We start from the raw sequence: 19,713 nt of genomic DNA on the forward strand, positions 1-19,713 counted from the left end.
CCCTTCGTCGTACGTACGAGGTCCATGAGCCGTACGAGGCTCAGTGGCCCGCCGCCTCCGACTCCGAGGCGCTCGCGGAGGCCGAGTCCGAAGGGGAGGCCGAGCCGGTCGTGCCCTCGCCCTCGGCACCCTCGTGGCCCGGCGTCCCGGAGGCCGACTCGCTCGCGGCCGGGGACTCCGCCGGGGCGCTCGGGATGTCGCTCGGGCCCCACTTGGTGAAGTAGCTCTCGGCGGGGACGACGAAGGCGCTCAGGCTGACCTCGCCGGTCTTGCTGAAGGTGAAGGTGATCTTCTGGGCGTTGCCGTCCTGGAGCGCCTCACGGCCGCTGGGCAGAACGGCGGAGGCGTTGTTCTCGCCGCCGATGACGACCGAGCCGCCGGCCGGGATGGTCAGCTTGCCCTTGCCTCCGGCGGGAGAGAGCTCGGCGGTCTCGCCCGCGCCGTCCACGGAGATCGACTCCAGCGTCTGCGCCTTGTCGCCGGCGTTGAAGACGGTCGCGGAGACCACGGCCGGACCCGTCGACTCCAGGTCGGGCTGGGTGATGATGACGACGTTCTGCAGCTTGATGTCGCCGACGCTGGTGGCAGCGTTGTCCGGCTTGATCTCCAGCGTCTGGGCGTCGTTGCCGGCGCCGCAGGCGGCGAGCGTGGCGATCGAGAACGCGAGGGCGGAGGCGGCGAGGGCGCCGCGTCGAAGGCTGCTGCTCACGGCGGCGGCAACTCCTTGGAACGCAGGGGCAGCTCTCCTCAATAAAGCCGCCCTAAGTGTCTGTCAGCGGCTTCAGGTTACCGAGCCGTTCCCACGCCACCGCACCCGACCCGCCTCTAGCGCCCTCCCGGGCCCCCTCGGGCGCCGCCACCTGGGCCCTCGCCCCTCTGATCACTGGGGTCACCGCACCCACTCACAAGCGACCCAGGGGTCACTTTGGCGTCTGCTGATCACCGGGACGTAGTCCTGCATTCACATAAGGGCCGCTCACGGGGGCGCACGGATTTTCCGTGAAGGAATGCGCGGCCGTCCGGGGAATTGATCACCGGCTGTTCGACGGCCGGTGTGATCAATTCCGGAAACGGCCCGGATGCGACTCAGGACACCGAACGGAGTAGCGGAAGTCGCACGTCTGGAACCAGACATATCGGGACGTTCGGCCGTTCGGACGGGACTCCGGAAGTGTGTGACGGCCACGTTTCAGGCCCCGTGAAGAGCCGCTCCGACCTGCGAATACCTGCTTCCGCGACCGGTCCGAAGCACGTTCCTGTCGCTGTTGTCAAGCCCCGAGATATGCCCTGACCTGCGAAAACGCCATTCAGAAGACGCCGTATCCGTGTTACCCTGGATAGCCACGGAAGGGGTACCTGTCACATGACGTTCAAGGTTGGCGACACCGTGGTCTATCCCCATCACGGGGCCGCGCTGATCGAGGCCATCGAAACTCGCCAGATCAAAGGCGTGGACAAGACCTACTTGGTGCTGAAGGTCGCCCAGGGTGACCTGACGGTACGTGTGCCAGCGGACAATGCGGAGTTCGTCGGCGTGCGTGATGTGGTCGGTCAGGACGGACTGGACCGGGTCTTCGAGGTGCTGCGCGCACCGTACGCCGAGGAGCCCACGAACTGGTCGCGTCGTTACAAGGCAAATCTGGAGAAGCTCGCCTCCGGTGACGTCATCAAGGTTGCGGAAGTCGTGCGTGACCTGTGGCGTCGTGAGCGCGAGCGCGGACTCTCCGCCGGCGAGAAGCGCATGCTCGCCAAGGCCCGCCAGATCCTGGTGAGCGAGCTCGCCCTCGCGGAGAACACCAACGAGGACAAGGCCGAGGCGCTCCTCGACGAGGTCCTCGCGTCCTGACGCCGACGCAAGCCGGCCTCAGTCCGCCAGCACAGTGCTGTGCTGACTAAAAGAAATGCCGCGGTGCCCGATGACGTATTTCCTGTCGCCGGGCGCTGCGGCATGTTCGCGCTCAGACGCCGTAAGCGTGTTGCCCGGGGGACATTCCCCCGTCCTTGGCGTGCCGGGCCCGGGCAGCTGGCTCGACCGGCGCGTCACGGAAGGGTCCGGTCAAGGCGTCGCGCCCGGCACGCTGTCTCCGTACCCACGATGGCCGCGCACACAAACCTGACAGGAACCGATGTCTGACGATTCGCTTCCCGCACCCGCCCCCACCCGCACGGCCGCGGTGATCCCGGCCGCCGGTCGGGGTGTACGCCTCGGCCCGGGCGCCCCCAAAGCGCTCCGCACGCTGGGCGGGACCCCCATGCTGATCCACGCGGTGCGCGCCCTCGCCGCCTCCCGCGCCGTCTCCCTGGTGGTCGTCGTGGCCCCGCCGGACGGCACCGCCGAGGTCAAGTCGCTGCTCGACGCGCACGCGCTGCCCGAGCGCACCGACTTCCTCCTCGTCCCCGGCGGCGAGAGCCGCCAGGAGTCCGTCAGGCTCGGCCTGGACGCGCTGCCGCCCGGCTACGACATCGTCCTCGTCCACGACGCCGCCCGGCCGCTGGTGCCCGTCGACACCGTCGACGCCGTGATCGAGGCGGTCCGCGAGGGCGCCCCGGCCGTCGTCCCGGCGCTGCCGCTCGCCGACACCGTCAAGGAGGTGGAGCCGGCCGCGACCCAGGGCGAGCCCGAGCCGGTCCTCGCCACTCCCGAGCGCGCCCGGCTCCGCGCCGTCCAGACCCCCCAGGGCTTCGACCGCGCCACGCTGATCCGCGCCCACGAGACGGTGACCGACGACGTCACCGACGACGCCGGCATGGTCGAGCAGCTCGGCGTGACCGTCGTGGTCGTCCCCGGCCACGAGGAGGCCTTCAAGGTCACCCGCCCCCTCGATCTGGTCCTCGCGGAGGCGGTCCTGGCCCGCAGGAGGCTCAACGATGGCTTCTGACCTTCCCCTGCTCCCGCAGGTCGGCATCGGCACCGACATCCACGCCTTCGAGGAGGGCCGTGAGTTGTGGTGCGCGGGCCTGAAGTGGGAGGGAGAGGGCCCCGGCCTGGCCGGCCACTCCGACGCGGACGTCGTCGCCCACGCCGCCTGCAACGCCCTCTTCTCCGCCGCCGGCCTCGGTGACCTGGGCCAGCACTTCGGCACCGGCCGCCCCGAGTGGTCCGGCGCGTCCGGCGTGACGCTGCTGACGGAGGCCGCCCGTATCGTCCGCGAGGCCGGCTTCACCATCGGCAACATCGCCGTACAGGTGGTGGGCCCGCGCCCGAAGATCGGCAAGCGGCGCGACGAGGCGCAGAAGATCCTGTCGGAGGCGGCGGGAGCGCCGGTCTCCGTCTCCGGCGCGACGACGGACGGGCTCGGTTTCCCGGGCCGCGACGAGGGGCTGATGGCGGTGGCCACGGCACTGGTGGTGCGGACAGGGGCGTGACGGTCCGACCGGGCGCCGCACCGCACCCGCACGCACCCGGATCGGGCGCCGCGGCCGATCGTCACGAATGTGTGGCCCTTGGGTGGAAGGGCGCGGGGCATTGCTCCACGCCCACTACCCTGGAGTGGTGACTATTCGCCTGTACGACACCAGCGCCCGGCAGATTCGTGACTTCATCCCGCTCACGCCGGGCTGTGTCTCGATCTACCTGTGTGGCGCCACCGTGCAGGCGGCCCCCCATATCGGGCACATCCGGTCGGGTCTGAACTTCGACATCATGCGCCGCTGGTTCGTCCACCGAGGCTACGACGTCACGTTCATCCGCAATGTCACCGACATCGACGACAAGATCATCACCAAGTCCCACGACCAGGGCCGCCCCTGGTGGTCCATCGGGTACGAGAACGAGCGGGCGTTCAACGACGGCTACCAGGCCCTCGGTTGCCTCCCGCCCACCTACGAGCCGCGGGCCACCGGGCACGTCCCCGAGATGATCGAGATGATGCGCGGGCTCATCGAGCGCGGCCACGCCTACGAGGCCGACGGCAACGTCTACTTCGACGTGCGCTCCTTCCCGGAGTACCTCCAGCTGTCCAACCAGGAGCTGGACAACCTGCTCCAGCCGTCGGGTGAGGGCGAGACCGGCAAGCGGGACTCGCGCGACTTCGCGATGTGGAAGGCGGCCAAGCCGGGCGAGCCGAGCTGGGAGACGCCGTGGGGCCGGGGCCGGCCCGGCTGGCACCTGGAGTGCTCGGCGATGGCCCACAAGTACCTGGGCAGCGCCTTCGACATCCACGGCGGCGGCCTCGACCTGATCTTCCCGCACCACGAGAACGAGATCGCCCAGGCAAAGGCCTTCGGCGACGAGTTCGCGCAGTACTGGGTGCACAACGCCTGGGTCACCATGAGCGGCGAGAAGATGTCGAAGTCGCTGGGCAACAGCGTCCTCGTCTCCGAGATGGTCAAGCAGTGGCGGCCCATCGTCCTGCGCTACTACCTCGGTACGCCCCACTACCGCTCGATGATCGAGTACAGCGAGGAGTCGCTGCGCGAGGCCGAGTCGGCGTTCGCGCGGATCGAGGGCTTCGTACAGCGCGTCGTCGAGAAGGCCGGGGGAGTGGTCGAGCCGGCCGCCGAGGTGCCGCCGGCCTTCGCCGAGGCGATGGACGACGACCTGGGCGTCCCGCAGGCGCTCGCCGTCGTGCACACCACCGTCCGGCAGGGCAACTCCGCGCTGGCCGCCGACGACAAGGAAGCCGCCGTGGCCCGCCTCGCCGAGGTTCGTGCCATGCTCGGCGTTCTCGGTCTCGACCCCCTCGACCCGCACTGGGCCGGCGAGGCCGACCGGGGCGACGATCTGCACGGCGTCGTCGACAGCCTCGTACGACTCGTCCTCGACCAGCGGGAGTCGGCGCGCGCCCGCAAGGACTGGGCGACCGCGGACGCCATCCGCGACCAGCTCAACCAGTCGGGGCTCACCATCGAGGACAGCCCGCAGGGTCCGCGCTGGACGCTCGGTCCGCGGTAGTCCCGCTTTCTTGATCGACTGTGCCGCCCGGCTCTCCGGGCGGCACACTGCATAAGACGCACGTACGACAGCTCAACGGAAACAGGTAGGTCATGGCAGCCAACAACCGTCGCATGTCCGGCAAGAAGGGCGCGCAGGTCGGCAGTGGCGGCCAGCGGCGCCGGGGTCTGGAGGGCAAGGGGCCGACCCCGCCCGCCGAGATGCGCAAGGGGCACGCCAAGCAGCGGGCCGCGGCGGCGAAGTCGCGCCGTGCGCAGGGCCGTCCGCAAGCCCGGCGGGGCGGCGGCAAGTCGACCTCCGAGCTGGTCGTCGGCCGCAACCCGGTCGTCGAGGCGCTGCGCGAGGGCGTCCCCGCGTCCACGCTGTACGTCCAGCAGTTCATCGACAACGACGAGCGGGTGCGCGAGGCGCTGCAGCTCGTGGCCGAGCGCGGCGGCATCAACCTCATGGAGGCCCCGCGCCCCGAGCTGGACCGCATGACGAACGGCCTGAACCACCAGGGCCTCGTCCTGCAGGTCCCGCCGTACGAGTACGCCCACCCCGAGGACCTCGTCGACGCCGCTCACGACGAGGGCGCCGACCCGCTGATCGTCGCGCTGGACGGTGTGACCGACCCGCGCAACCTCGGTGCCGTCGTCCGCTCGGTCTCCGCCTTCGGCGGCCACGGCGTCGTCGTCCCCGAGCGCCGCGCGGCCGGTATGACCGCCGGCGCCTGGAAGACCTCCGCGGGCACGGCCGCCCGCACCCCGGTCGCCCGCGCCACCAACCTCACCCGCGCCCTGGAGGCCTACAAGAAGGCCGGCATCGCGGTCGTCGGCCTGGCCGCCGACGGCGAGGCGGAGATCGGCGAGTTGGAGGCCCTGGAGGGCCCGGTCGTCATCGTCGTGGGCAGCGAGGGCAAGGGACTGTCGCGGCTGGTCGGCGAGACGTGCGACTTCCGGGTGCGGATTCCGATGCCGGGTGGGGCGGAGTCGCTCAACGCTGGTGTGGCGGCGGGGATCGTCTTGTATGAGGCGGCTCGGCGGCGGGGCTGAACACACGGGCGGACAACCGTCCGTTGCCTCACCCGGGCGGGTTGATTCCGGCGGGTGGGGCAACCTTGACGGAGTCCGGACAGATCCGGCGGGTCAAGGCAGTGTCCTAACCACACGTCGCTCGGTTAGATGAGTGTGGACACCAGAACACCCCGCACACCCACGGGGGACCGCTCGTCGGGATTCGACGACGCTCCCGCGCTGAGCATGGTGAAGGTGCCGAGCGATCCGGCGCAGATCATCGTCACTCACGCGAGCTTCCGCGTGCAGTTGGGCGCGTCGGCACAGCGGATCCAATCCCCGCGGATCGCCCGGCACTTGAGCGCCACCCAGGACACCGCGCGCATCCCCGTCGTCGCGGCGGCGAACAGAGCGGGCGCGGCCGATACCGCCGCCGCGGCCCGTCGTCGGCCCGTCGTCTGGAGCGGCAGGTCCGCGCCGGACGACACCGGCGCCCACCGCCTGCTCCAGGCCGTGCGGGCGGGCAGCGTCGGCCACGGCGACGCGCCGACCGCCGACGCCGGAGCCACCCAGGTCATCCCCCGCATCGGGACCGACGACGACTACGACGGCTACGAGGGCTACGACGGTGACCTCACCGCGCAGACCCTCGAAACGCCCGTCGTCGGTTCCCCGCGCACCCCCGTCGCCGGCGAGCAACGGATCCTGCCGAACATGCGCACCGTCGGCAGCGCCTACGACGAACCGGCCTACGCGCAGCCGGGCTACGACCAACCCTCCTACGACGACGCCCCGTTCGAGGAGTTCGGCGAAGCCGTCGCCGCGGAGACCACCCCGCACGGCAGGCGCCACGGCGACGACCCCGCCCGGCACGCCTACTACCCGGGCCGCCGTATGAACCTCGGCGTGGTCCTGCTGCCGCTGCGCGTCCTCCTCGGCTCCATCTCCGTCTACGCCGGCATGGGCAAGCTGTGCGACCCCGTCTACTTCGACGGCGGCGAGCGCGGCTCCATGGTGAAGTGGCTCAACACCCTGCACCCCTGGGAAGTCGCCGAGCCGCTGCGCCAGTTCGCCCTGCACCACCCGGTCGGCTCCGGGCTCGTCATCGCCTTCCTCCAGGTCTTCGTGGGCGTCCTCACGATCCTGGGCTGCTGGCAGCGGATCGCCGCGTTCGGCGGCGCGACGCTCTCCGCGGCGCTCCTCGTCACCGTCAGCTGGAAGACCGTCCCGGTCTACCAGACCCCGGACATCATCTACCTCGCCGCCTGGTCGCCACTGATCATCGCGGGCGCCCCCGTCTACTCCATCGACGGCCGTCTCGCCGCCGGTGCCTGGCGCCGGCTCGGCCCGCGCGCCGACCTGTGGGAGCTGCGCCGGTACGTCCTGCGCCGCGGCGCCCTCGTCACCGCGATCGTCGTCGGACTCACCCTGCTCGTCGGCTCGCTGCTCGGCGGTGCCGTCCGCGACGCCGACCGGGTCGTCGTGCCCGGCCCGGGCGAGGCCCCGCGCAACGAGCTGCCCGGCTCGCCGCTGCCCGAGGAGTCCGACAGGCACCGGCCCGGCAAGCAGCCGTCCGCGTCCACCTCGCCCACCCAGGGCGCCACGTCTCAGGCCCCGACGCAGGACGAGGAGAGCGCTCCGGGTGCCACCCGGGACACCGAGAGCGCCACCGCCGGCGTGCCCAGCCAGACCCAGGGCACCGTCGGCGAGGCCCCGCCCGAGGAGTCGTTCCCGGTCGACGAGCAGGCGCCCAGCACCAGCTCCGGCCCCAGCTCCGGCGGCGCAACGACCTCCGGCGGTTCCACGAGCGGCGGCTCCGACGGCGGTTCGTCCTCTTCGGGCCAGCCGGGCCTGGTGGGTGGACTGCTGGGTTAGCCGACGGGCTGATTCAAGGCGTACGGTTCCCCGTGCCCCAAAGGGGTGCGGGGCCGTTCGCTATGCGGCTCCGCCGCGTGGGCGCGACCGGCCACAGACGGCCCGCACCTTCACGACGGCCTCTTGCCGCGCAACTGTCAGCGACCCAGTGCCGCCAGTTCCTTCGCCGCCTCCGTGAGGTCCTTCGCCGTGTCGATGGCGCGCCAGTACGCGCCCTGCGGGATCGGGAAGCCGGCCAGCCGGCGCTCGCGGGCCAGGTGCGGGAACGTGGTGCGTTCGTGGTCCCCGCGCTCGGGGAGCAGGCCGGCGAACTCGGGGGAGAAGACGTAGACGCCCGCGTTGATCTCGTACGTCGTGGGCGGGGCCTCGATGAAGTCCGTGATGTGGCCGAAGCCGTCGGTCTTCACGGCGCCCCACGGAATGCGCGGACGCGCCAGCGCGAGGGTCGCGACGGCGTCGCGCTCGGTGTGGAAGTCCGCCATGTCGCGCAGCGAGAAGCGGGTCCAGATGTCGCCGTTGGTGGCGTACCAGGGCCGGTCGGGGTGGGGGAGACGGGCGGCGGCGTACTTGAGGCCGCCGCCGCGGCCCAGGGGTTCGGTCTCGACGACCGTGATGACCTTCAGGGGGAGGTCCGCGGAGTCCAGCCAGTGCTGCAGGACGTCGGCGAGGTGACCGCAGGAGACCACGACGTCCGTCACGCCCTCCTCGGCGAGCCAGCCCAGCTGGTGGCCGATGATCGGCGTCCCCGTCCCGGGGATCTCGACCATCGGCTTGGGCCGGTCGTCGGTGTAGGGGCGCAGCCGGGACCCCTGGCCACCGGCCAGGATGACGGCTTGCGTGGGGCGGGACGCGGCGTGCGGATGGGTCATGAGCGCACTGTACGCGGCGCCTTTTCCCGGCCGTGCGGCTCCCCCGACGGGGGGAGCCGCACGGGCTCAGCTGTGCGCGGCCAGGACGCCCGAGGCGAAGGCGGTGTCGCAGACGGGGCGGGCGTAGGACTGGGCGCGGGAGGGGCCGTAGGCGCGGACGGCGGCGCGGCCCAGGGCGCGGGCGATGGAGGCGCAGTGCTTGGCCAGGGACGGCTTGCCGTTCACCGCGGCTTGGAGATGGGTGAGGGCGACGCCCGGGTCCTTCTCCTGGAGTTCGGCCAGCAGCTGGTCGCGCAGGACGTCCTGCGGGGCCCGGGCGGCGCCCTGCGAGGTGCGGTGCGCGGTGGAGACGTCGGCGGCGGTGAGCACCGAGTCGGAGGAGGGGTTCCCCGTCCAGTTGACCCGGGTGACCGCGAGGGTCCCCGAGAGCACCATGACGACGGGCAGGACGAGGGCGAGGGAGCGGCCGATTCGCCGGGCGGGGCCCCGGCCGCGTCGCGCCTGTGCGGTGCTGGAGTTCTTCACGGAGTGCTTCACGCGTGTGAGGGTAGCGCGCGGTAATGATTTGGCGACATTTAGTCACCCGGTCGGGGGATGAAGGAGTGCCCCTTTTTGGGTAGGGGGTTGACGCCCGCGGCTCGAAATGCCCGGTGTGCCGGGGTATTCGGCCACAGCGAGAAGGGCCCCGCAGCAGTCTGCGGGGCCCTTCTCGTCCATGAGGCGATCAGTCGGAGAGACGCTCGCCCGTCGAGGTCGAGAACACGTGGGTCTCGCCCGCGCGCGGGACGACGTGCAGCGTGCTGCCCTTCTCCGGGACGTCACGGCCGCCGACGCGGACCACGAGGTCCTTCGTCTCGCCGCCGACCTTGGCGGTGCCGTAGACGAAGGCGTCGGAGCCGAGCTCCTCGACGACGTTCACGGTGACCGCGACACCCTGGTCGGAGTCGGCGCCGGCCACGTCGAAGTGCTCGGGGCGGACGCCGACGGTGACCGTCTTGTCGGTGGCGGCGGAGATCGCGTCGCGCTGGACCGGCACGACCGAGTTGCCGAACTTCACGCCGCCGTCGGCGATCGGCACCTCGACGAGGTTCATCGCCGGGGAGCCGATGAAGCCGGCCACGAAGAGGTTCGCGGGACGGTCGTACATGTTGCGCGGGGTGTCGACCTGCTGGAGCAGGCCGTCCTTGAGGACCGCCACGCGGTCGCCCATCGTCAGGGCCTCGACCTGGTCGTGGGTGACGTAGACGGTGGTGATGCCCAGGCGGCGCTGGAGCGAGGCGATCTGCGTACGCGTCGACACACGGAGCTTGGCGTCGAGGTTGGACAGCGGCTCGTCCATGAGGAAGACCTGCGGCTCACGCACGATGGCGCGGCCCATCGCGACACGCTGGCGCTGGCCGCCGGAGAGCGCCTTCGGCTTGCGGTCCAGGTACTCGGTGAGGTCGAGGATCTTCGCGGCCTCCTCGACCTTCTGCCGGATCTCCGCCTTGTTGACGCCGGCGATCTTGAGCGCGAAGCCCATGTTGTCGGCGACCGTCATGTGCGGGTACAGCGCGTAGTTCTGGAACACCATGGCGATGTCCCGGTCCTTCGGCGGCAGGTGCGTGACGTCGCGGTCACCGATGCGGATGGCGCCCGCGTTGACGTCCTCGAGCCCCGCGAGCATCCGGAGCGAGGTGGACTTTCCACAACCCGACGGGCCGACCAGGACGAGGAACTCGCCGTCCTCGATCTCGATGTCGAGTGCGTCGACGGCGGGCTTGGTGGAACCCGGGTAGATCCGGGTCGCCTTGTCGAACGTGACAGTGGCCATGGTGATGGGCCCCCTTCTACCGGCAGGAACGTGCCGGACGATCCGTTGTAGGAAGGTGGTTGGTGTAGTCCACGCGAGTGAACTGGCTCAGGACGGTACCTGGCGTTCGCCTGATCTGTCAGTACCCGGGGGCATGTGAACTTCGCGGAAATTTTCGACAGAGCATCCCCGCGAGCTGGGTACACTGCACGGGCACCTGTGTGCAGGCCTCCTTAGCTCAGATGGCCAGAGCAACGCACTTGTAATGCGTAGGTCGTCGGTTCGAATCCGACAGGGGGCTCTTCCTCTTCCCTTCCGGGTTTCCGCCCGTCGCTCGTCTGTGCGGCGGGCGGTTCTGTTTTCCGGTCGGCTGTTCGCCGGACTCCGCCCGGACGGCGGGTTTGCCGTCCGCGCTCCCTGCTCCGGCCGGGTGAAGTGCCCGGGGCTTGCGCCGGCCTCGCCGTGCGGCGCGTTCACGCATGTCGTGGCGCCTGCTTACTTTCGCCTGCCGCCTGCCGCCTACCGCACGGGAGCACTCGTATGCCCAATGGGACCTCACCGACCTCACCCCCCACGCCCCAGCAGATCTTCACCGATCTCTCCGCCGCCCTCACCGGCTTCGACCGGGCCGAGCTGGCCGGCACCGGCCTGGTCGACACGTACTACGACACCCTGCTGCGGATCATCGGCGAGCGGGAGGCCGGGCAGTTGCTGCGGGCCGCCGCCGAGGCACTGGAGACGGACCGGAGGCACCACGGCAACGAGGCCCTGGAAGCGGAGCTGATCGACAGCCCGCGCTTCGGGCCGGTCGTCGTCAGCCTGATCAAGCTCTGGTACCTGGGCAGCTGGTACCCGCTCTCCGGCAGGTACCGCGACGTCAGTGGCTCGACCGCGGACGACGTCGAGCACGTCGTGTCCGCCCAGGGCTACCGCGAGGGGCTCGTCTGGGCCGCCGCCGGCGCCCACCCGATGGGGGCCAAGCCGCCCGGCTTCGGCTCGTGGGCCGAACCCCCCTACCTGCCCCCGACCCTCTGAGCCCGAGGAAGCGCCATGAGCAACGAGCACTTCGACCTGGTGATCGTCGGCGGGGGCATCGCCGCGGCCACCGTCGCCAAGACGGTCGTCGAGAAGGCCGCGGCCGAGTACCCGGCCCGGCATCCGCGCATCCTGATCCTGGAGGCCGGCCGGGCCACGGCGATGAGCGCCGACAAGTACGACACCTATGTGGAGGCCTACCAGGAGGCGCTGATCAAGGTCCCCAACTCGCCCTACCCGGCGAGCAGTTCGGCGCCGCAGCCGGATGTGCTGGACATCCGCCGGCCGGTCATGGAGGGCAGGCAGACCAAGACGCCCGCCGACCAGGGGTACTTCGTCCAGATGGGCCCGCTGCCCTTCGGCAGCGACTACGCCCGTTCCCTCGGCGGCACCACCCTGCACTGGCTGGGCACCTGTCTGCGGATGCTGCCCCACGACTTCCGGATGTACTCGACCTACCGACGGGGCGTCGACTGGCCGCTGACCTACGAGGAGCTGAAGCCGTACTACGAGCGGGCCGAGTGGGACATCATCGGGGTCGCGGCGAACGTCGACGACCAGTACTACCCCGGCTTCGTCGACCACCCCGCGGAGTTCTTCAAGGCCGCCGACACCGTGCGGTTCCCCGGCGGGGGCTACAGCTTCCCCATGGAGCGCATCCCGTCCAGCTACCTCGACCAGTACCTGGCCAAGCTGGCCGACGGCATGACGATCAGTCTGACGGGCAGGGACGGCACCGTCCACGACTTCACGGTCCGGATCAGCAACACCCCGTCCGCCCGCAACTCCACCCCGACCACACCGACGTACGAGGTCGTCGGCGCCGTCGGCAACGCCGACCGGGGGCAGCGCTGCGAGGGCAACTCCAGCTGCATCCCGATCTGCCCCGCCCAGGCCAAGTACAGCGCGCTGAAGACCCTGTACGAGCTGATCGTCCGCTACCCCGACCGCGAGCCGGTGCAGGGGGAGCAGGTCAGGGCCCGGGTCGCCGTACGCAGCCAGTCCGTCGTCATGGAGGTGCTGCACACCCAGAAGCCGGGCGAGACCGGGACGGTCACCGGGCTGCGGTACAAGACGTACTACGACGACGGCAACCCGCCGACGGAGCACAGGGTGACCGCCGGGACGTACGTCCTCGCCGCCAACGCCATCGAGAACGCCACCCTGCTGCTCGCCTCGGGCGCCGCCAACAACAGCGACCAGGTCGGCCGCAACCTCATGGACCATCCGCTGCTGCTCACCTGGGGCCTGCTCCAGGAGAACGTCGGCGCCTTCCGCGGCCCGGGGTCCACCTCCGGCATCCCCGTCTTCCGCGACGGCCCCTTCCGCAAGGAACGCACCGCCTTCCGCGTCGAGATCGGCAACTGGGGCTGGAACTTCCCGGAGAACGCCCCGTACGACACCGTCCACGACCTGGTCGGCGGCGGCCGGGACGGCAGGGCGCGGCTCTACGGCAAGGACCTGCGCAGGAGGCTCGGCGAGATCCTGCCCCGGCAGTTCCGGATCGCCTGGGAGCTGGAACAGGACCCGCAGTCCACCAACCGGGTCACCGTGGACGACCGCTACCGGGACGCACTGGGCAAGCACCGCCCGGTCCTCCACTACGACCTCTCCGAGTACGTGCGCGCGTCCTTGCCCTGGGCGGCGGAGGCGAGCAAGCAGCTGTTCCGGCGGCTCGGCATCGACGAGACACAGCGGCGCCCGGTCTACGAGCCCGGCGACTACACGCACTACGACCCGCACGACGCCTCGGCCGTGGAGTACGACGGCATGACGTACTGGGTGCGCGGCGCGGGCCATGTCGTCGGCACGCACCGGATGGGCGACGACCCGAGGTCCTCCGTCGTCGACAGCCACCAGCACAGCCACGACCTGGACAACCTCTACATCGTCGGCTGCGGCAGCATGCCCACGCTGGGCACCTCCAATCCGACGCTCACCATGACCGCGCTGGCCATCCGCACCGGCGACCGGATCGCCCAGGACCTGAAGGGAGCGGGCCGGTGACCCAGCCCACCCCGATCTCCACGCTCACGGACCTCAAGGCCGCCCTGCAGCTGGCCATCGGCGTGGAGCTCAGCACCATCCCCGTCTACCTGACCGCCCTCTACTCCATCGAGGAGGGCCGCAACACCGACGCGGCGCAGACGATCCGCAGCGTGGTCATGGAGGAGATGCTCCACATGACACTCGCGGCGAACGTCCTCAACGCCCTGAGCGAGGTGCCGAGCGTCGAGCCCGTCACCTTCCAGGGCCACGAGGGGCTCGTCCCGGTCCCCGGCTACCCGCTGGACAGCCCCCTGATCTCCGGCATCGGCACGCTCAGGCTGCTGCCGTTCTCCCCGCAGGCCGTGGACGGCTTCGTCCGGATCGAGCACCCGCTGCACGGTGCGGCCGACGTCGCCGAGATCGCGGCCGGGGCGTGCGGCTACCGCACCATCGGCGAGTTCTACGGGGCGATCACCCTGGCCCTGAAGGACCCCGCGATCTGTCCCGACTCGGCCTTCCAGCACCGCAACCAGGTGCCGGACACCCAGTACTACGGCGGCGCCGGCCATGTCGTCGAGGTACGCGACCGCGCCTCCGCGCTGCAGGCGGTCCGGACGATCGTGGACGAGGGCGAGGGGCTGCCCCCGGAGCACCTGGAGCACGAGGCCAAGAAGGTCACCACCGAGGACAGGCTCCGCTCCGGCTGGCAGATGTACTCCCACTACGCCCGCTTCCGCGAGCTGCAGACCGGCCGCCGCTTCCGCACCGGCCAGTTGGCCAACGAGGACCCCGAGGGCGCCCTGCTGCTGGTGGACTACGGCGCCGTCCACCCGGCGCTGTACGTGCCGCGCAACGGCGACAGGGCGGACGGACCGGAGGGCGCCGCGCTGATCGAGTTCGACCTGGCGTACTCCGGGCTCGTCGACGGCCTCTACCGCGCGTTCTCGGGCGAGCCGCAGGCGCTGCCGCGGGCCGTCCACGCCATGCACGAGCTGCGCAGCAGGGCCGTCGCCCTGATGCGTACGCGGATCCCGGCGGACCCGGCGCACACGCTGTGCCCCCGCTTCTCCTACCTGCCGCTCGGCGACCGGGAGAAGCAGGCCCGGCAGGCGGTGGAGCTGAGGGAGCAGAGCCGGTAGGTCAGCGGTTCCGCAGGCGGCGGGCGATCGCCAGGTCGTCCGCCGGCGGCGGGTCGCCGTCCTCGATCTCCCACAGGGCGTTCTGCAGCACCCGGCCGAGCGTCCAGGCGCGGGCGCGCTCCCGGTCCAGCCCCAGCACCTCGGTCATCGCGTCGAAGCGCCAGTCGACGTCGTCCAGGTCGAAGCGGTTGTTCAGCGCGGGCCAGAGCTCGAAGCCGGGGTCGCCGGCGAGCGGCTTGGGATCGATGGCGAGCCAGGGGGCGCGGTCGGCGGCGAGGACGTTCTCGTCGTGCAGGTCCCAGTGCAGGAGCCGGTCGCCGCTCTCGCCCGCCACCTCACGGACGGCGGCCGCGCAGTCGTCGATCAGCCGGCGGTCGGCCGGGTCCGCGATGCGCTCCAGCGCCCGGGGGGTGTCGTCGAGCATGGCCTGCGCGATGTCGTCGAGCCGCCGCAGGCCCGGCGGGGCCGGGACGGCCGTCAGACGGGCCAGCAGCCGGGCGATGACCAGGACCGCCTCATGGGTGTCGGGGACGTGGGAGAGCATGCGGGCCGGATCGAGGCGTTCCAGGAGCATCGTGCCCGTCGCCTCGTCGTGCCGCAGCAGTCGTACGGCACGGTCGCCGTCCCAGGTCTGCAGGGCGACCGGCTCACCCGCGCTCTCCTCGTCCAGGAGCTGCAGTTTCAGTACGGCCCGGGTCCCGTCCGCGGCGGTGACCGGCAGGACGAGCGCGGTCACGCCGTGCATCGAGGGCCCGTCGATCCGCAGCTCCCAGCGCTGCAGGAACTCCGCCGCCAGCCCCGGCAGCGCGGCGATGAACGCCCGCCCCGCCTCGCCGTTGGCCCGCACCTGCGCCGCCGCCAGCCCGCCCGGAATGTCGATCACGCCGGGGACGATACCGGCGGGCATGAATCGGCTCATGCGATTTACCCGGGCCCGCGCGCGGTGCGGGCGTACGTCCGCAGCGCCCCCGGCACCTGCGTGTGGCCGGGCACGCGGGCCGAGCGCCGGCTTTCGTGTCCGTGCTGCTCGGGCTGGGCTGTTACCCGCTGGTCAGAGGGTGTGCACAACGACGGGATCCGAAGGAGACAGTGGCCGCCGGGGCAGGTTAACGTCCGGCCATGGGCAGCTGGGCTAGCGGTGTCGTCAACGGTGGGATCTCCTTCTGGTACGCGGACGACGGCCTCCCGGCGGTGCGGGAGCCGCTCGCCGGTGACGCCTCCGCGGACGTCGTGATCGTCGGCGGCGGCTACACGGGCCTGTGGACCGCGTACTACCTGAAGAAAGCGGCGCCCTTCCTGCGGATCACCGTCCTGGAGCAGAGGTTCTGCGGATACGGCGCCTCCGGGCGCAACGGCGGCTGGCTCTACAACGGCATCGCGGGCCGCGACCGGTACGCCACAGTGCACGGCCACGAAGCCGCCGTACGGCTCCAGCGGGCGATGAACGAGACGGTCGACGAGGTCGTGCGGGTGACCGAGGCCGAGGGCATCGAAGCCGACATCCACAAGGGCGGGGTCCTCGAAGTCGCCCGTACGCCTGCCCAGTTGGCCCGGCTGAAGGACTTCCACGCGCACGAGCTGGTGTACGGGGAGAAGGACCGCGAGCTGTACGGGGCCCGGGAGACCGCCGTGCGGATCCGGATCGCGGGCGCGGTCGGCTCGACGTGGACGCCGCACGGGGCGCGAGTGCACCCGGTGAAGCTGGTGAAGGGGCTGGCGGCGGCCGTCGAGGCGCTCGGCGTCGTCATCCACGAGTCGACGCCGGTGACCGAGATCCGGCCCCGGCACGCCGTCACGCCGTACGGGACCGTGCGGGCGTCGTACGTGCTGCGCTGCACGGAGGGTTTCACGGCGTCGTTGAAGGGCCAGAAGCGGACCTGGCTGCCGATGAACTCCTCGATGATCGCCACCGAGCCGCTGAGCGCGCAGCAGTGGGAGGCGGTTGGCTGGGACGGCCGGGAAACGCTGGGCGACATGGCCCACGCGTACATGTACGCGCAGCGCACGGCCGACGGGCGGATCGCGCTGGGCGGGCGCGGGGTGCCGTACCGCTTCGGGTCGCGGACCGACCACGACGGGCGGACGCAGGAGGAGACCGTCGAGGCGCTGCGGGAGATCCTGGTGGACTTCTTCCCGGCGCTCGCCGGGGTGCGGATCGAACACGCCTGGTCGGGGGTGTTGGGCGTGCCCCGGGACTGGTGTGCGACGGTCACCCTGGACCGGTCCACCGGCCTGGGCTGGGCGGGCGGTTACGTCGGCTCCGGCGTCGCCACCACCAACCTCGCCGGCCGCACCCTGCGTGACCTGGTGCAGCTCGACTCCGGCCAGGGCGGCCGCACCGAACTGACGGATCTGCCGTGGGTCGGGCACAAGGTCCGCAAGTGGGAGCCGGAGCCGCTGCGCTGGCTGGGGGTGCAGGGCATGTACGCGACCTACCGCGCGGCGGACCGGCGGGAGGCCGTCCGGCACAGCGCGGGATCGTCGCGGCTGGCGCGGGTGGCGGATCGGGTGGCCGGGCGGCACTGAGGCCCGTTCTCCCTCTCACGCGACGTACTCCGACACGGCCGCGGTGCCGTGGCGGGTCGGCTTGGCCGTGACCAGCAGGGCCGCGGACAGGCCCGCCAGGAGCATGATGGCGGCGGCCCAGCCGATGGCGACCGTGTAGCCGTGCACCATGCCCTCCGCGGTGATCCGTGCGCGGTGGGCGGGGTCGGTGAGGTGGGTGGTGATGTAGGCGGTGCCGGTGGTGGTGGCGATCGTGTTGAGCAGGGCCGTGCCGATCGAGCCGCCCACCTGCTGGGAGGTGTTGACGGTGGCCGAGGTGACACCGGCGTCCTGCGGGGCGACTCCGGCGGTCGCCGTGGAGAAGACCGGCATGAAGGTCAGGCCCATCCCGAGGCCCATCAGGATCAGGGCGGGGAAGATCTCGGTGGCGTACGCGCTGTGGACCGTCATCCGGGTGAGGATCAGCATGCCGGTGGCCGCGAGGAGCATGCCGGGGGCCATCAGCGCGCGGGGCGGGAGGCGGGGCAGCAGGCGGGCCGAGATCTGGTTGGAGCCGATGAAGATCGAGGCGGTCAGCGGGAGGAAGGCGATGCCCGTCCGCAGGGGGGAGTAGCCGAGGACGACCTGGAGGTAGTAGGTCATGAACAGGAACATGCCGAACATGCCGATGACCGACAGGGCCATGGTCAGGAAGCAGCCGAGGCGGTTGCGGTCCTGGAGGATGTGCAGGGGCAGCAGCGGCACCGGTGCCTTCTTCTGCCACCACACGAACACCGTGAGGAGCGCGATCCCGGCCGCGAACACGGCCGTCACCAGCGGGTCGGTCCAGCCGCGCGGCTCGGCCTCGCTGCAGCCGTAGACGATCAGGACCACGCCGCCGCAGCCCAGCAGGACGCCGGGCACGTCGAGGCGGGCGCCCTCGCGGCCGGGGCCGTCGTGCAGGAAGGCGAGGGCGCCGAGCACGCCGATGATCCCGATGGGCACGTTGACGTACAGGCACCAGCGCCAGCTCAGGTACTCGCTGACCAGTCCGCCGACGACGAAGCCGATCGCGGCGCCGCTGGCGGCGAGCGTGCCGAAGATCCCGAACGCTCGGTGGCGTTCCCCGGGGTCGGTGAAGGTCGTGGTCAGCAGGCTGAGCGCGGACGGGGCCAGGACGGCGGCGAAGACACCCTGGAGGGCGCGGGCGGCGAACAGCATGCCCGAGGTGGTCGCCGCGCCGCCGAACGCGGAGGCGGCGGTGAAGCCGATCAGGCCGATGACGACGGTGCGTTTGTGGCCCACCAGGTCGGCGATCCGGCCGCCGAGCAGGAGCAGGCCGCCGAACGCCAGCGAGTAGGCCGTGATCACCCACTGGCGGTTGCCGTCGGACATGCCCAGGTCGCGCTGCGCGGAGGGCAGCGCGATGTTCACGATCGTCGAGTCGAGGACGACCATGAGCTGGGCGAGAGCGATGAAGGCAAGGCTCCACCACCGGCGGGGGTCGGGTCCCGCCGGAGGTTCCTCTGCCCGCGTGTCGCTCACCCGGCCAGAAGACCATGGAACGGGTGGCCCTGCATCCCGGCTCGCGCACGCCCGGTCACGCTCCGTCAGGGCTCCAGGACCACCTTGCCGATCGTCCGGCGTGTCTCCAGCGCCCGGTGGGCGGCGGCCGCCTCGGCCAGCGGGAAGCGCTGCACGGCCGGGGTGAGGCGGCCGGCGGCGGCCTCGCCGAGGGCGCGCACCTCCAGCGTGCGAATGGGGTTGTCGCCGCCCGCCTTCCGCATCATCACCGGGCCCAGGACCTGCTCGGAGACTCCCTCGACGAGGTAGGCCTTGCCGTCGTGCAGGCCCTCGCCCGACCAGCCGAAGACGATGTGTCTGCCGCCGGGGCCGAGCAGGGCGGTGGTCTCGCGGGCCACATCGCCGCCGACGCCGTCGAAGACGACGGTGGCCGGCCGGCCACCGAGATGGGCGCGGACCTTCTCCGGCCAGGACGGCTCCTTGTAGTCGACGGCGAGGTCGGCGCCGCTCGCCCGCACGCGCGCGACCTTCTCCGGGCCGCCCGCCAGGCCGATGACGGTGGCGCCCGCGTTCTTGGCGTACTGCACGAGGAGGGTGCCGATGCCGCCCGCGGCGGCCGGGACGAGCACCACGGAGTCGGGGCCCGGCTCGGCGAACTGCACGATCCCCATCGTCGTACGGCCCGTGCCGATCATGGCGACGGCCTGGGCGGCGTCGAGGTTCGGCGGGATCTCGTGGAGGCGGGCGACGTCGGCGACGGCCAGTTCGGCGTAGCCGCCCGGGGCGAAACCGAGGTGGACGACGACCCGCTTGCCGAGCCATGCCTCGTCGACGCCCTCGCCGAGGGACTCGACGACGCCCGCGACCTCGCGGCCGGGAACGGTCGGCAGGACGGGCAGCTCGGGCAGCGGGCCCTGCATGCCCTCGCGCAGGGCGGTGTCCAGCAGGTGCACTCCGGCGGCCTCGACGGCGATACGGACCTGCCCCGGGGCGGGCCGCGGGTCCTCGACCTCCTCGTAGGTGAGGTTCTCGGCCGGGCCGAAGGCGTGCAGGCGGATGGCGTGCATGGCGGGTCCCCCCATGGTGTGTCCCGTGGCTTCAGTGACCCCACTCTCCG

At 71.5% G+C, this 19,713-nt stretch carries 17 protein-coding genes and 1 tRNA gene; 11 read left to right on the forward strand and 7 right to left on the reverse strand.

Features of this window, described 5'->3' with window-relative positions:
• Positions 1 to 40: 40 nt before the first annotated feature.
• Positions 41 to 709 (reverse strand): copper chaperone PCu(A)C domain-containing protein, encoded by a 669-nt coding sequence (locus IE263_RS35670; RefSeq protein ID WP_189942200.1) that lies wholly within the window; start codon positions 707 to 709, stop codon positions 41 to 43.
• Between the two features lie 654 nt (positions 710 to 1,363).
• Between IE263_RS35670 and IE263_RS35675 the strand changes: the two genes are divergently transcribed.
• From IE263_RS35675 to IE263_RS35700, 6 genes are all read left to right on the forward strand, one after another.
• Complete coding sequence (locus tag IE263_RS35675; RefSeq protein ID WP_003953493.1) at positions 1,364 to 1,846, forward strand: CarD family transcriptional regulator; 483 nt, start codon at positions 1,364 to 1,366, stop codon at positions 1,844 to 1,846.
• Between the two features lie 280 nt (positions 1,847 to 2,126).
• Positions 2,127 to 2,879: a 2-C-methyl-D-erythritol 4-phosphate cytidylyltransferase gene (ispD, locus tag IE263_RS35680; RefSeq protein WP_189942201.1), complete on the forward strand. Its 753-nt coding sequence runs from the start codon at positions 2,127 to 2,129 to the stop codon at positions 2,877 to 2,879.
• Positions 2,869 to 3,366: a 2-C-methyl-D-erythritol 2,4-cyclodiphosphate synthase gene (gene ispF, locus IE263_RS35685; protein ID WP_189942202.1), complete on the forward strand. Its 498-nt coding sequence runs from the start codon at positions 2,869 to 2,871 to the stop codon at positions 3,364 to 3,366. Before ispD ends, ispF begins: the two co-directional genes overlap by 11 nt.
• A gap of 127 nt (positions 3,367 to 3,493) precedes the next feature.
• The gene (gene cysS / locus IE263_RS35690) at positions 3,494 to 4,894 is read left to right on the forward strand and encodes a cysteine--tRNA ligase (protein ID WP_189942203.1); all 1,401 of its coding nucleotides are present in this window, start codon (positions 3,494 to 3,496) and stop codon (positions 4,892 to 4,894) included.
• Between the two features lie 92 nt (positions 4,895 to 4,986).
• Positions 4,987 to 5,928, forward strand: coding sequence for a 23S rRNA (guanosine(2251)-2'-O)-methyltransferase RlmB (rlmB, locus tag IE263_RS35695; protein ID WP_189942204.1), 942 nt, complete (start codon positions 4,987 to 4,989; stop codon positions 5,926 to 5,928).
• Between the two features lie 129 nt (positions 5,929 to 6,057).
• Entirely contained in the window at positions 6,058 to 7,764 is a 1,707-nt protein-coding gene (locus tag IE263_RS35700; RefSeq protein WP_189942205.1) for a DoxX family protein, read from the forward strand.
• Between the two features lie 137 nt (positions 7,765 to 7,901).
• Here IE263_RS35700 and IE263_RS35705 read toward each other — a convergent pair whose 3' ends face one another.
• From IE263_RS35705 to IE263_RS35715, 3 genes are all read right to left on the reverse strand, one after another.
• Positions 7,902 to 8,633, reverse strand: coding sequence for a nucleotidyltransferase family protein (locus IE263_RS35705; RefSeq protein ID WP_189942206.1), 732 nt, complete (start codon positions 8,631 to 8,633; stop codon positions 7,902 to 7,904).
• A gap of 66 nt (positions 8,634 to 8,699) precedes the next feature.
• Positions 8,700 to 9,170 carry a hypothetical protein gene (locus tag IE263_RS35710; protein ID WP_373312188.1) on the reverse strand — a complete coding sequence of 157 codons (471 nt, stop codon included), beginning with the start codon at positions 9,168 to 9,170 and terminating at the stop codon, positions 8,700 to 8,702.
• 187 nt (positions 9,171 to 9,357) lie between these two features.
• Entirely contained in the window at positions 9,358 to 10,446 is a 1,089-nt protein-coding gene (locus IE263_RS35715; protein WP_189942207.1) for an ABC transporter ATP-binding protein, read from the reverse strand.
• A 206-nt stretch (positions 10,447 to 10,652) separates the two neighbouring features.
• Here IE263_RS35715 and IE263_RS35720 point away from each other — a divergent pair.
• The 4 genes from IE263_RS35720 to IE263_RS35735 all read left to right on the forward strand — a co-directional run bounded on the left by IE263_RS35720 (position 10,653) and on the right by IE263_RS35735 (position 14,588).
• Positions 10,653 to 10,726: transfer RNA gene (locus tag IE263_RS35720), tRNA-Thr, on the forward strand.
• A gap of 239 nt (positions 10,727 to 10,965) precedes the next feature.
• Complete coding sequence (locus tag IE263_RS35725; protein WP_189942208.1) at positions 10,966 to 11,460, forward strand: hypothetical protein; 495 nt, start codon at positions 10,966 to 10,968, stop codon at positions 11,458 to 11,460.
• Between the two features lie 15 nt (positions 11,461 to 11,475).
• Positions 11,476 to 13,467: a GMC family oxidoreductase gene (locus IE263_RS35730; RefSeq protein WP_189942209.1), complete on the forward strand. Its 1,992-nt coding sequence runs from the start codon at positions 11,476 to 11,478 to the stop codon at positions 13,465 to 13,467.
• Positions 13,464 to 14,588: a ferritin-like domain-containing protein gene (locus IE263_RS35735; RefSeq protein ID WP_189942210.1), complete on the forward strand. Its 1,125-nt coding sequence runs from the start codon at positions 13,464 to 13,466 to the stop codon at positions 14,586 to 14,588. The genes IE263_RS35730 and IE263_RS35735 overlap by 4 nt, the downstream gene beginning before the upstream one ends.
• A gap of 1 nt (position 14,589) precedes the next feature.
• Here IE263_RS35735 and IE263_RS35740 read toward each other — a convergent pair whose 3' ends face one another.
• Entirely contained in the window at positions 14,590 to 15,495 is a 906-nt protein-coding gene (locus IE263_RS35740; RefSeq protein ID WP_229911349.1) for an aminoglycoside phosphotransferase family protein, read from the reverse strand.
• A 212-nt stretch (positions 15,496 to 15,707) separates the two neighbouring features.
• On the opposite strand from IE263_RS35740, the gene IE263_RS35745 reads away from it, so the two are divergent.
• On the forward strand, positions 15,708 to 17,114 hold the full coding sequence (locus IE263_RS35745) for an NAD(P)/FAD-dependent oxidoreductase (protein ID WP_189942212.1): 1,407 nt from the start codon (positions 15,708 to 15,710) through the stop codon (positions 17,112 to 17,114).
• Positions 17,115 to 17,129: 15 nt separating this feature from the next.
• Here the strand turns inward: IE263_RS35745 and IE263_RS35750 are convergent, their stop codons facing one another.
• Positions 17,130 to 18,617 carry an MFS transporter gene (locus IE263_RS35750; protein ID WP_268256091.1) on the reverse strand — a complete coding sequence of 496 codons (1,488 nt, stop codon included), beginning with the start codon at positions 18,615 to 18,617 and terminating at the stop codon, positions 17,130 to 17,132.
• Between the two features lie 65 nt (positions 18,618 to 18,682).
• Complete coding sequence (locus IE263_RS35755; RefSeq protein WP_189942213.1) at positions 18,683 to 19,663, reverse strand: zinc-binding dehydrogenase; 981 nt, start codon at positions 19,661 to 19,663, stop codon at positions 18,683 to 18,685.
• Positions 19,664 to 19,713: the final 50 nt, after the last annotated feature.

It is taken from the genome of Streptomyces aurantiogriseus, assembly GCF_014649375.1.
GTDB classification, from domain to species: Bacteria; Actinomycetota; Actinomycetes; order Streptomycetales; family Streptomycetaceae; genus Streptomyces; species Streptomyces aurantiogriseus.

Excerpts from the sequence above, each read along its gene's own strand:
- IE263_RS35675 (WP_003953493.1), top strand. The coding sequence starts at position 1,364 with ATGACGTTCAAGGTTGGCGACACCGTGGTCTATCCCCATCACGGGGCC.
- ispD (WP_189942201.1), top strand. The coding sequence starts at position 2,127 with ATGTCTGACGATTCGCTTCCCGCACCCGCCCCCACCCGCACGGCCGCG.
- ispF (WP_189942202.1), top strand. The coding sequence starts at position 2,869 with ATGGCTTCTGACCTTCCCCTGCTCCCGCAGGTCGGCATCGGCACCGAC.
- rlmB (WP_189942204.1), top strand. The coding sequence starts at position 4,987 with ATGGCAGCCAACAACCGTCGCATGTCCGGCAAGAAGGGCGCGCAGGTC.
- IE263_RS35700 (WP_189942205.1), top strand. The coding sequence starts at position 6,058 with ATGAGTGTGGACACCAGAACACCCCGCACACCCACGGGGGACCGCTCG.
- IE263_RS35705 (WP_189942206.1), bottom strand. The coding sequence starts at position 8,633 with ATGACCCATCCGCACGCCGCGTCCCGCCCCACGCAAGCCGTCATCCTG.
- IE263_RS35715 (WP_189942207.1), bottom strand. The coding sequence starts at position 10,446 with ATGGCCACTGTCACGTTCGACAAGGCGACCCGGATCTACCCGGGTTCC.
- IE263_RS35725 (WP_189942208.1), top strand. The coding sequence starts at position 10,966 with ATGCCCAATGGGACCTCACCGACCTCACCCCCCACGCCCCAGCAGATC.
- IE263_RS35730 (WP_189942209.1), top strand. The coding sequence starts at position 11,476 with ATGAGCAACGAGCACTTCGACCTGGTGATCGTCGGCGGGGGCATCGCC.
- IE263_RS35740 (WP_229911349.1), bottom strand. The coding sequence starts at position 15,495 with ATGCCCGCCGGTATCGTCCCCGGCGTGATCGACATTCCGGGCGGGCTG.
- IE263_RS35745 (WP_189942212.1), top strand. The coding sequence starts at position 15,708 with ATGGGCAGCTGGGCTAGCGGTGTCGTCAACGGTGGGATCTCCTTCTGG.
- IE263_RS35755 (WP_189942213.1), bottom strand. The coding sequence starts at position 19,663 with ATGCACGCCATCCGCCTGCACGCCTTCGGCCCGGCCGAGAACCTCACC.